Origin of the sequence: Microcoleus sp. AS-A8 (genome assembly GCA_039962225.1) — a bacterium.
In the GTDB taxonomy this organism is placed as follows: domain Bacteria; phylum Cyanobacteriota; class Cyanobacteriia; order Cyanobacteriales; family Coleofasciculaceae; genus Allocoleopsis.
In genome coordinates, this window is record JAMPKV010000002.1 from 244,733 (window position 1) to 256,162 (window position 11,430).

An 11,430-nucleotide genomic window follows, 5' to 3' on the forward strand; every position below is an offset into this window, starting at 1 on the left:
AGCAATGCTGTATGGGTACTAAGTAGCTGATGGTTGCTTTTTTTGCCCAACCACCAGGGAAACAAAGAAGAGTGTTGAGGTCGTTGAAGGAAGCACTAGAAAAGATAGGAAACGGAGCTATCTTTTCAGCAACGAGCCATTTTGATTGCCACTTCGGGCTGAGGGATAGATGGAAAAATGGAAGAGGGATAGATTACTTGTCCCTCAACTTAAAATGTTTTCCCAGGAGATGCACGGTAAGCTAACACCGTTATCTGTAATGTTGGCTGAATGGGTCACAAAAATCGAATGAAAGTCTACTTTTGTAACCCAACTTGAACCTTGGTTTGGAGCGTTCAAGGCTCAAGAGAGTTTTTATTCAAACATTCTGCTTCGGCATCGCAGCCATAATCGCTTCACCATCGAAAACAGCTAACATTTCATCATCTGATTTCCACCAATAGCCCTGCAAAAATGGCAGTAAACCTTGATGAACGATGGATGATGGTGGGGGCTGGATTTGCTCTAAATCGCACCACTCAATATCTTCCAGGCGATTGACAATGACACCGAGTAGCTGCGGCTTAACGGTGGTAGAGGTTACGGGGTGGGAGAGAGAGTGTAATACAACGGTTGTATACATTAAAGTACTGCGATGCTGTTGGTAACTGGGAGTCAGTCCAACTAAGTGCCCCAAATCTGCTATCCAGAGAATTTCGCCACGCCAGTTGTAGACTCCTCTGATCCAAGATGGCATGTGAGCAATGGGCACAATTTGACTGATGTGAATGTTGAATACTTCAGTCAATTGAGGCAGTGGTAAGAGTGCTGTTGTATCCGGCTCTAGATTAAACCGCAAAAACGGTTCTCTTTCACTGGAAGACGCTGAATTCGGGAGTGGTAATAAGGAGTTGGGAACTGACGAAGAATTGGACATGGATTCTCGTTAAGGCTTAGCTTTTGAGCAGATTTTTAACAGTATCCACGAGTTCTTCTTGGTCAATGGGTTTGACTAAGTAGGCATCTGCTCCATGCTTCATGCCCCACCGTTGATTTAGCTTGCCTCCTTTGGTCGAGCAGATAACAATTGGAATTTGGCTCGTTTCTGCTTTGCCTTTCAGTTCGCGGCACAATTCAAATCCACTGCGATCGGGTAGGACGACGTCTAAGATAATCACATCCGGTTTCTGATGACTGATTCTTGCAATGGCTTCTTCTGCATTGTTGGCTTTTAATACATTAAGACCTCCTTGCAGCAGACAACCAGATATAATTTCTTGTTCACTCAAGGAATCTTCAACGATTAGGGCGGTGTTCATAAAGTTAATGGGAGTGCAAAACAACAGAATGTAGTGATGAAAAAACCGATATTGGTTAGATTCAAGGTTAAAATTATCCGCTACTTGGGGATAAATCGGTGGAGCATTTACAATCTTCTAACCTTCAAATTGCACCCCTTTGTAAGTCAACTCATTTGGCGATAAATGCTTAGAGATCGTGTTGAGGACTTTTCCCGCATCGACGGGTTTACTCAAAAAATCTGATGCACCGAAAAGTTTAGCTCGAACTTGATCAACAATGCCATCATTTCCCGTCAAAATTACAATGGGAGTATTACGAAACGATGGAGCCTTGCGTAATTGGCTACAAATTTCATAACCATTGGTATTGGGCATCATCAAATCTAAAAATATCAAATCCGGCTTAGAGGCTAAAAGACTTGTGAGCGCTCGCAAGCCATCATTAATGCTAATAAATCGATAACCGGCTGCGGTTAAAAGCTTTTCTAGAGTTTGACAAACGGCCACACTATCATCGACACAGGCAATGAGCGGTTTGGTAGGATTGATCGGCTGAGATGGTAGATTCAGAACTGTTCGACCCACCGGATCAGGTAGATCGGAGATGCTAATAAGTTCTACTAATCCTGATTTAAGGTAAGGTAGAAGTAAACGAATGACTTGTACGACATCCCGCTTCATTTTGACCGCTAAATCGCGCAGAGTATTTTCTCCATTTAGCAGTTGGGTTAGAGCTTGATAAACCCTTTCTGATGTACAGTCTTGTAATGGCTGATGCTGCTTGATAATAGGTGCTTTGTTGAGAGAATAACCAACAATTTGAGCATTCCAGAACGCTTGCCAAAGCTGCTGAACATCTGCAATCACTTGTTTCTCATCAATCACGGCAAGTGGCTGAGATGTACATGGATATTCATTGATTTGATGAGTCAAACCATCCTCTTGCGACAAATCAAAAATTACCTCTTCTAAGACTGATTGAATGACTTGTTCAACTTGAGCTTCGGTAATTTTTTTCTGTTTTAGCCACAAGCCAAATAGTTGGTATTCCCAGCTACTGATGAAACTATCAAGATTAAGCTTTAAAAGCTCGTGTTGCAGTTCTGTAAAATCAACCTGAATCTGAGGGCAATAAGCGGCTATGTTTCTTGCCCAGCGTCTGACTGGATGAGTTCCACCTGTGGCATACATAATGCGACCCTGGCAGAAATAAAGAGTCCATCTTTTTTCATTATTTGGAGATACCCATATCATTTGTCCACTAAACTGAACTTTCTGAAACGTTTCAATAACTTGAGCTTTTTTCGATTGTTTAAATCTGTATTTCTCTAGAAAATTAAAACTTATTTGAGTTTTCATGGTAATATTTCCTAGGGAATTACAGTTGATAACTAATAAAAATGTCAATAATGAACTTTATTGCAGTTCCTCTGCTGTTAGCCAAAAAATAATTGTTGGCTTGTAATTCAGGTGTAATACAGGCGGCATAACTCAACTTAACAAATTGTTCCAAAAATGACAACTATCTTAAGTTAGTTTACACCACCTAAAAATGACAAGAATTTTAGACGAATTTACACAATCAATAAACTCTAATTGGATAAAATTGTTGAAATTAAAAAATATTAGTTCAGCTAAAAATCTCTGATCAATAAAAAATTGATCAATCAGTGTGGCTTATTGCAATACTCCAAATTGATCGAATATATAAATAGGTACAAAATATCTCCGTTGCTATACAGTTGCCGTCAAACGTATTACTGTATTCTTCCCCCCATCACCCCATGCAACTGATCTACCATCTTTGAACGCAACTCGGTATGAGGACTGTCCCACACGAAGTTAGAGACATTCCATCGGAACGTCCCTAACGATTGACACTCAGGTAATCTCTACTCCTGCAAAATGGTTTTGGAAACAATGCGGGTTTTCTTGCGATCGGCTTCTGAAAGTTCTTCCCCAGCTTGCAAGCGAGTGGCGCTAGTTTGTAATACAGTCGCCGCACTTTGATCGCCCATTTGCAGGGCAGTTTTTGCCGCCGTTTGCAGCATCGTTGCCGCACCGGAGCGATCGCCCTCCTGCAATTTGGCCTCTGCAATTTGAGTTTGCCGATACTTCGCCAAAGCCAGAATAGACTTTTGCACCTGAGGATTGAGAGCGGGTTGATAAACACCCTGAACATCTGCCTCGATCGATACCACTTCCGAGAGTAGACCTTCTGCCCCGACGCCTGGGTCATCGTAACGCACTTGCAGTTTAGCGATCGCTTGACGCCCCTGTGGTAGTTGACCGAGATAAAGGTTCGCTAAAATCACCCGTTCCGCATCCGTCATCAAATCTCCCAAGCGCACCATAAACTTGTCGCCCTCTCGTTGCACGGGCAATTCAATCGTCTCTGGAGCGACCTGAGCAATGGGTTTAAGTTCCGCCAACCGCACCTTAGGCATTAAAGAGAAGAGAAGGTAGGCATTGGTAAGCTGCACCGATTGAGCACGCTCAAACAGTCTGCCAAATTCATCAGCCGCTTGTTCTGGGCGTTCAATATAGGAGAGAGTGCCACCTCCAGCATCCGCAATGTTTTCCAAGACATCTTGGTTCCAATTGGCTCCAAAGCCTAAGGTGTTCAACGTGATGGTGTAGCTGGTTGCCAGTTCCGCTAATTTGAGGCAGCGTTTGTTGTCGCCATGTTCATTCTCCCCATCGGTGAGTAGAAAGACCTGAGACACAGTCTCTGCCTTGCCTTTGGCGACTTCTTCAATTCCCAGCTTGAGACCTTCATCAATCGCTGTACCACCATCCGCCGACAGCCGTTTGATCTGTTTGATTACACCATCGATGTCATCGATCACTTGGTTCTTGACCAAGATTTTGGCTCTGTGATCAAAGGCGACGATCGAAATGCGATCGCCTGGATTCAACCGCTCGATTAATTGAATCGCGGCCTTTTTCACAGTTTCCAGAGGGCGTCCGTTCATCGAACCACTGTGGTCGAGAACCAGGCACAAATTCAAGGGGACATTGCGAACTTGCCCAGATGCGATCGCACCGATCGCAATCGACAGCTGACGCTGACTACTCGGTTGATTGGCATCAACATGGGCATCATTCAGAGCAGAGTGCAAACCAACTTTCATGTCATAAGTCTCCTGAGCAAGCAACACGTACTAATAGCAACTTCCTGCCAATACGCTAGTACTACGCAATAGTGATGGTCAATAAGCACACTTCACAATGACGGAACCTCGTGAGTGCCACAACAACGTAGAAGTATCTCAAAGGACTGCCTCAGGCAGGCTCACTGGCACGTTACTATGTTTAAAGATAGCTTCATTATTGCAGCCCAAAACACCATGAACTTACCCATTCAGGCTGTTCAGTCACCCTACTACGGTAATACCAGTTACCGGACACCGCCGCCAGACTTACCTTCATTGTTGCTGAACGAGCGGATTGTTTATCTGGGTATGCCCTTGGTGCCAGCAGTAACCCAATTAATCATAGCTGAACTCCTGTTTTTGCAGTACCAAGACCCTGACAAGCCGATTAAAATCTACGTCAATTCCACCGGCACCTCTCGTTACGATGGCGAACCCATTGGCTTTGAAACAGAAGCCTTTGCCATTTGTGACACGATGAGCTACATCAAGCCACCCATCCATACCATTTGCCTGGGTTCAGCCATGGGCATGGCGGCGATGCTGTTGTCAGCCGGGACAAAAGGCTGTCGAGCCAGTTTGCCGAATGCCTCAATCGTTCTGCACCAGCCCAAGAGTTACACTCGCGGTCAAGCCACGGATATTCAAATTCGGGCGAAGGAAGTGTTGGCGAATAAGGCCACGATGATCGATATCCTATCTCGCAACACCGGTCAGCCATCGGAAAAGATTGTCAAAGATATGGATCGACTGTTTTACATGACGCCCCAACAGGCGAAAGAGTATGGTCTGATTGACCGCGTGCTGGAAACCACTGAGGTTCCCCCTGCCATAGCGGCTGGTGTTTCTTAAGACCCTTTTCTCCTTTCTCGCCGCGGCTTTCAAGGGCGTTTAACTTTTTAATTAATCTTTTCTCTAATTCGGAGCAAATTATGCCTATTGGCATCCCCAAAGTCCCCTATCAGCTGCCTGGATCTCAGTACACAGAGTGGGTTGATATTTACAACCGTCTCTACCGGGAACGGATCATTTTTCTAGGGCAAGAGGTTGATGATGAAATTGCCAATCAGATCATTGCTGTGATGCTTTATCTGGACTCGGAAGACAACACCAAAGATATTTATCTCTATATCAACTCCCCTGGTGGCATGGTTACAGCCGGCATGGCCATTTATGACACCATGCAGCACATTAAGTCCGATGTCGTAACCATTTGTGTCGGACTGGCGGCGTCGATGGGTTCTTTCTTACTCGCGGCTGGGAAGAAGGGCAAACGCTTAGCGTTGCCCCACTCCCGGATTATGATCCACCAACCGTCTGGGGGTACGCGTGGACAAGCCACCGATATTGAGATTGAAGCCAGAGAAATCATCCGCATCCGGCATCAATTGAACCAAATTTACGCAAACAATACGGGTCAAACCCTTCAGAAGATTGAGAAAGACATGGATCGTGACTTTTTCCTGTCTGCTCAAGAGGCTAAGGAATATGGGCTGATTGACCGCGTGATTGAAGAGAGACCAAATTAGGATGAGACGGAGCGATCAGGTAGTTTCCTGAGTCGTTGGTGAGGGAACGCTAGCTCACAATCCGATTGAATTAATCCTGTGCTTAATTAGGGTAGAGACGCCTCTTGGGGCGTCTTGCCTGTTAAATGACGATATTCGTAGGGGAAATCTGCTGCATTGGCTGTCCCTAAACGCCAGAACCTTGAGAAGAAAAATTAGCGTATTCCCGACAAAAATTGCTGTTTGGGTCAAGCCTTCTGCGTATAAGGATAGAACGGACATTTTATACTGTTGTCTTTGCCGTAGGAAGGTGTAGGCTTAGCTCTGGGTCAAGTCATGGGGCTGCCCAAGTCGCCAAAATGCCACTGTTGATAGCGGTGGAAGGCTCAAACGTGCTAAAGTTCCCTTTTTAAGGCGTCAAGTTCATCATTGCTTTTCCTTATCGATGGATCTGGCGAATTGCTACCGCTTGTTGGGTTTAACGTATGGAGCTTCTCTGACTGAAGTTAAGGCGTCTTATCGACGTCTAGCGCGTCGGTATCATCCTGATGTCAACGCGGGAGATAAGCTCACTCAAGAAAAATTTATTAAGTTGACGGAAGCTTATAAGCTTCTGTTGAGTGTGATTAAGGAGCCGGTAGGGAGTGCGGCGGTATCTAGCGTCTCCCAAACGGTGGCGACGAAAAGTGCGCCTCAGGAGGCTGGGGGAATGCCACGATCACCATCAACCGTGAAGGTGACGCGTAAGCCCCCCGTGGTGCATTACACTCCACCCCTGTCGGACATGGACAAACAGCTAAAGTGGAATGCTTATGAGCAGCTTCAACAACTGCTGAAATGCCGACGTTTTGCGCGGGCAACCGCACTGGTTGAAGGTTTAGCGCAACGCATTCCCCTCGATCCAGAAGTGCGCCAGTGGCAGGCGATCGCTTACATTAGTTGGGGACGACATCTGACCCACGAAGGGCAACTGGACAAGGCTAGAATTTATCTCAAAAAAGCCCTCAAGACAGACCCCCATAACCGTTCCCTTTGGGCCGAAATCGAAAAAGATTTCCAACGGATTGAGCAGATGCTGTGACGGACTTTCGTTGTGAAACGACTACAGGGCGATGAGGGGCGATTTTACCTTTCGCGTTCCCCCTCCTGTTAACGAGTTGTTTCTAATGAGATGAATACAGGTTTTCCCTGCTTATCGAGTTGGACTTGCACCAATTGGATTTGGGGTTCTTTGCGATCGCCATTTGCTTGGAAACTAATCGTGCCTGTAGCTCCCATCGCTTTAAAATTAGAGTTTGATAAGGTTTGCTGCAACAACAGACGACTGGGATTTGAGGATTTTGCTACAGCCGTGAGCAAAACACGAGTGGCATCATAAGCCAAAGCCGTGCGCCAACTCACTTGTCCTCCCCATAACTTTTCAGCGACTTGGGGAAATTTGCGGTCAGGACTATTCATCTGATGCCAGGGGACGGCGACAACTAAGCAGTTTTTTACTTCTTTTCCGACGACATCCAGAATTTCAGGTGTATAAATAGTATCGCCTCCTACCATAAAATAGCGACATTGATTGGCAATAATCAGTTTTATCGTTTTATTTAAAATTAAACTTTGACTATTGGGAAATAGAGCAATAACATTGGCTCCTTGTTTTCCCACTTCATCTATCGCCTTTCCCGAATTCAGGATGGGGGTCGATAAATCTAACTTGTTTACAACCTTGCCTCCATGCTTGCTCAAGCTTTCCTGAAATTGGTGTTGTAGAGACTTGCTATATTTACTACCGGGATTATAAAACACTACCGCCGTTTGTAGATTGACTTGTTGGTTCAAGTAACTAGCCAATGCCTGAGCTGTGACGCGATCGCTCGGCACCGTGCGAAAAAAGAAATTGGGGGAATGAGACTTTTCTTGGACTGATAAATCTTCAGAAGTGCTAGTGGGAGAAATAAAAACTAACTGATTTTGTTGATAGATTTCCGACGCAGCTAGTGTTGAATCACTGGTGAAATGACCAACAACAGCGAGCACCTCTTTTTTGTTGACTAAATCCTTCGCAATTTGTTTAGCATGAGCAGATTTATTGTCATCATCTGCGATTAATACTTTAACCCCCACTCCTTTCCGTTCTTGGTTAAATTCATTTTGGGCTTGGGCAACGCCCCGTAAAATTTCTAACCCAGAATTCAAACCCTCTGAACTGGTATCCAAAGGAACAGCCACCGCAATCGTATAAAATTGAGATTTTTGGGCATTAATTCGGGCATTATTCAGATAAATTAAAGTCTCTGGGTCACTTTTTTCCTGGTTTTGTGCTTGTTGTAACCACTCAACCGCCGTGCTATATTGCCCCTCTCGAAATGCGAGCACACCTTTTTGCTTTTCCTGGGTTGCAGAACCAGGGATTAATAGTTGTTCTCCAGAACTTAACTTGTCGCCCAAAGTAGCTAGACACGGTTTAAAATTTCCCAATCCTTCACAGGGAAGTACCTGATAAACTAAAGTTCCTGCTAATCCCAACAGCAGAATGGCACCCCCCGCCCACGAAATTTTGACTGGAAATCTTCGGGGCTGATTTGTAATATCACTCGGAAGTTGAGTGACATCCGATGGATTAGAGTTGGGGAAAAAAGTGATTGTATAAGTACTATTATTAATTTCACTATGACTCTTGTTATCAATTAACTGAATACGCTGCCTAATTTCTTGAGTATTATGAGGCCGATTGATTGGCGCAGGAGCCATTAAATCATCAATTAATTGAGCGAGAGCGTTTGAGATTGGAGACGCTAGGTTTCGCCACACCAATTCCTCTGTTTCAGCATTTTTAGGTAAATCATAGGGATGCTTACCAGTGAGTAAATAGACAAAGGTGCGCCCTAGGGCAAAAAAATCAGACTGTGGAACAGTTTTTCCCTCAATTTGCTCTTGGGGAGTGTAGTAAGTAGAAATAATTCTGGTTTCCCCAACTCCGACAGTACCGAAGTCAATCAATACAAGTTGTCCATCGGGTTTTAGCATGATATTCGAGGGTTTGATGTCTCGATGCCAAAGCCCCTGCCGATGGAGTTTATCCAAAATTTCTACAATTTGTTGTAGCCAGTTGAGGGCTTGTGCTTGAGAGATAGGCTGATTTTCTTCTATCCATTCCTCTAAGTTCTGTCCCTCAATTTTCTCCATTACCAAGCATTGCAATTTCTGGAAACCCTTACCAATTGCACAGGGAAAGTATCCATCTGGCTTGACTTGGGGAATTCCAGGATGCTTCTGCCAAGCTGAACTTAACCAAATTAAAATCTGAGCTTCTTTTTCAAATAATTCAGCAAATTTGCTATTTTTATGTTTAATCGCTAAGGATTTTAAAACTTTTGAGGTTCCCCCTTCATTTAAATCCTTAACCTCAAAAATTTCGCTGTTGTAACCTTGCCCCGTGCGTAGTGCTCTAATGATTTGATAGCGGTTATTAAGGAGTAATTGAGTACCGCACGTTTGACAATACTCCCAGTCGTCCAAATTTTGCCGATTCGAGCAGTTTGGGTTAATGCAGTAGTTCATACGACTCAAGACGTATTAACGCGGAGGTATCAATCTCTGGTACGTGCCGGACTTTTTCGCGCTAGGCTACCCCCTTGTTATAAATAACGCTTCTGGTGAGCGTAATCGTTTCTCTTAATATTTTCATCCCCTGCCCCCAAGAAGTGACTTAATATTTTTCATCATTCATTCTTTATGTGGCTCTAGTTCCGCCAGTAATTTAAGGAGGTTATCTTTGGCATATCCCACCTCTAGGATAGGCTTACCTTCTAGTATAGATAAAAGATGCTCCATATGTTCTCTAAGACGTTGTTGACTTCTAAAGGCTGATATTAGCTGTTCTTTCACCGATATTAAGATAGGTTTAAATATAAACTCTTGAATATTGTCCCCTTGGGGGTTAACCAGGGCATGACTTCTAAGCAGTTCAATCTCTCCCTCACAAAGTTGCTCACAAACTTGCTCAACAAAATGGTTATTGACATACTTCATGACGACAGGAGGAAGGCTGAAAAAAACTTCACTCTGTTCTGTACTTGGCTCAATGAGTGTAGGCGCTGCCTTGTCGATGAGACATCGCCATCCCAAAGATTGCAGCACTTCCATTAAGTCAGATTTTTTGACAGGAAATAAAATATCAGTCTGTAATTGGGATAATAAGACAGGATGACGGTGAATCGCCATCCAGTAAATAATTTGCTTTTCTAAATCTGATGAACGCTTAAAGGGCTGTTCTAATATGTCAGCAAAACCAGTAATGACTAAGGTGTTTTGTCGCAAAAATTCAGAAACATTATTATTGAATAAGTCTTGAATAGTGGTTGAAACAATATTTAAGGCTAAGGGATTGCCTCCATAAAGTTTAATCAAGCTATCCCACCCTTCCTCTCCAGCTAAATCTTTAGCTTTTAAGATTTCCCGTGCTTCTAACTCCGGCAAACCTTTTAGCTGTAAAGAACGAATAGGCGAGGATTTACCTTCAAGAGTAGTGATTTCTCTGGGTTTCTCTCGACTGATTACTATAATTGCGCTTTGATGTTGCGATTCTCCTACCCGCTTGAGGAATTCCCCATACCCCTCATAACCGGCCAAATAAGTTCCAGTTCGGTGTCGAAGCGTTTCAGGATGAGACTCGCCATCCCATAACACGGCTTCAAAATTATCAAGTACCAGTAAACAACGGTGCTTTCGTAAACAGTCAATCAGTAGGGATAATCTAGCACTGAAACCATCGGGTATCTGTCCTTCGCCCTGCTTGGGTAAGGGGGGATTGCGATCGCCAAAAAATTGGATTAACTGTGCCAAAATATCTTCAACAGGTGGGGCATAACGCAGACTTCGCCAGATAAAATACGGAAATTGCCCTTGAATCAACTCCACCCATTTGACAGCTAAAGCTGTTTTGCCAATTCCTCCCATCCCCAAGAGAGTCACTAGGCGACATCTGTCGTTTACAATCCACTGTGTTAGCGTCGCCAGTTCTTCGCTGCGCCCATAAAAAACACTCGCTGCCGGTGCTTCTCCCCAGTCTTGAACTGAACCGCTATCCGCCTTAGCCTCGGCTTCTCGATCAATCAGTTCTTCCCATTTAAGCCCAAGCACCTGGGTATAAGCCTTGAAAGCCTCCGCCTTGATGGGGTTTTTTCCTGCTAAAAATCGCTTCCAAGTTCCTTCGGAAATCCCCTCAGCAAAATAGCCACTTTCTTGCCAATGACTTCCCAAAATGATACTGGCTTCCTCAAGCCATTTCAGGCTATCCACACTCCAGCCTTTTTCTTTTCGGGCTTGCTTGATTTTGGCTAATCCAGGTGCAGACGCTTTGAGGGTTTCCATTTATGCATAACTAAGAATACTTGTCAAGATCAATTTTAAATGAGCAACCTACTGATCGGACGCTGATCTACTTATTCCTTTGCCGATTGAGGATGGTAGAGACATGGGCAATAAAAAGGA

The 11,430-nt window shown here is 44.3% G+C and carries 9 protein-coding genes; 3 read left to right on the forward strand and 6 right to left on the reverse strand.

Going from position 1 to position 11,430, the window contains the following annotated elements:
* Positions 1–358: 358 nt before the first annotated feature.
* The 4 genes from NDI48_04195 to NDI48_04210 all read right to left on the reverse strand — a co-directional run bounded on the left by NDI48_04195 (position 359) and on the right by NDI48_04210 (position 4,414).
* A complete protein-coding gene (locus tag NDI48_04195) occupies positions 359–916 on the reverse strand; it encodes a chemotaxis protein CheW (protein MEP0830405.1) in 558 nt (185 codons plus the stop codon).
* 16 nt (positions 917–932) lie between these two features.
* Positions 933–1,298 carry a response regulator gene (locus tag NDI48_04200; protein ID MEP0830406.1) on the reverse strand — a complete coding sequence of 122 codons (366 nt, stop codon included), beginning with the start codon at positions 1,296–1,298 and terminating at the stop codon, positions 933–935.
* A gap of 117 nt (positions 1,299–1,415) precedes the next feature.
* Positions 1,416–2,639 (reverse strand): response regulator, encoded by a 1,224-nt coding sequence (locus NDI48_04205; GenBank protein ID MEP0830407.1) that lies wholly within the window; start codon positions 2,637–2,639, stop codon positions 1,416–1,418.
* A gap of 533 nt (positions 2,640–3,172) precedes the next feature.
* On the reverse strand, positions 3,173–4,414 hold the full coding sequence (locus tag NDI48_04210) for a VWA domain-containing protein (GenBank protein MEP0830408.1): 1,242 nt from the start codon (positions 4,412–4,414) through the stop codon (positions 3,173–3,175).
* Between the two features lie 216 nt (positions 4,415–4,630).
* Between NDI48_04210 and NDI48_04215 the strand changes: the two genes are divergently transcribed.
* The 3 genes from NDI48_04215 (at position 4,631) to NDI48_04225 (ending at position 7,024) form a co-directional block, all read left to right on the forward strand.
* Positions 4,631–5,287, forward strand: a complete 657-nt coding sequence (locus NDI48_04215; GenBank protein ID MEP0830409.1) for an ATP-dependent Clp protease proteolytic subunit — start codon at positions 4,631–4,633, stop codon at positions 5,285–5,287.
* A gap of 80 nt (positions 5,288–5,367) precedes the next feature.
* Positions 5,368–5,964 carry an ATP-dependent Clp protease proteolytic subunit gene (locus tag NDI48_04220; GenBank protein MEP0830410.1) on the forward strand — a complete coding sequence of 199 codons (597 nt, stop codon included), beginning with the start codon at positions 5,368–5,370 and terminating at the stop codon, positions 5,962–5,964.
* A gap of 424 nt (positions 5,965–6,388) precedes the next feature.
* Positions 6,389–7,024 (forward strand): J domain-containing protein, encoded by a 636-nt coding sequence (locus NDI48_04225; GenBank protein MEP0830411.1) that lies wholly within the window; start codon positions 6,389–6,391, stop codon positions 7,022–7,024.
* 68 nt (positions 7,025–7,092) lie between these two features.
* On the opposite strand, the gene NDI48_04230 is transcribed toward NDI48_04225, so the two are convergent.
* Positions 7,093–9,498 carry a bifunctional serine/threonine-protein kinase/ABC transporter substrate-binding protein gene (locus tag NDI48_04230; GenBank protein ID MEP0830412.1) on the reverse strand — a complete coding sequence of 802 codons (2,406 nt, stop codon included), beginning with the start codon at positions 9,496–9,498 and terminating at the stop codon, positions 7,093–7,095.
* Positions 9,499–9,663: 165 nt separating this feature from the next.
* Positions 9,664–11,310: an NB-ARC domain-containing protein gene (locus NDI48_04235; GenBank protein MEP0830413.1), complete on the reverse strand. Its 1,647-nt coding sequence runs from the start codon at positions 11,308–11,310 to the stop codon at positions 9,664–9,666.
* Positions 11,311–11,430: the final 120 nt, after the last annotated feature.

Excerpts from the sequence above, each read along its gene's own strand:
- NDI48_04235 (MEP0830413.1), bottom strand. The coding sequence starts at position 11,310 with ATGGAAACCCTCAAAGCGTCTGCACCTGGATTAGCCAAAATCAAGCAA.
- NDI48_04220 (MEP0830410.1), top strand. The coding sequence starts at position 5,368 with ATGCCTATTGGCATCCCCAAAGTCCCCTATCAGCTGCCTGGATCTCAG.
- NDI48_04195 (MEP0830405.1), bottom strand. The coding sequence starts at position 916 with ATGTCCAATTCTTCGTCAGTTCCCAACTCCTTATTACCACTCCCGAAT.
- NDI48_04225 (MEP0830411.1), top strand. The coding sequence starts at position 6,389 with ATGGATCTGGCGAATTGCTACCGCTTGTTGGGTTTAACGTATGGAGCT.
- NDI48_04205 (MEP0830407.1), bottom strand. The coding sequence starts at position 2,639 with ATGAAAACTCAAATAAGTTTTAATTTTCTAGAGAAATACAGATTTAAA.
- NDI48_04200 (MEP0830406.1), bottom strand. The coding sequence starts at position 1,298 with ATGAACACCGCCCTAATCGTTGAAGATTCCTTGAGTGAACAAGAAATT.
- NDI48_04230 (MEP0830412.1), bottom strand. The coding sequence starts at position 9,498 with ATGAACTACTGCATTAACCCAAACTGCTCGAATCGGCAAAATTTGGAC.
- NDI48_04210 (MEP0830408.1), bottom strand. The coding sequence starts at position 4,414 with ATGAAAGTTGGTTTGCACTCTGCTCTGAATGATGCCCATGTTGATGCC.
- NDI48_04215 (MEP0830409.1), top strand. The coding sequence starts at position 4,631 with ATGAACTTACCCATTCAGGCTGTTCAGTCACCCTACTACGGTAATACC.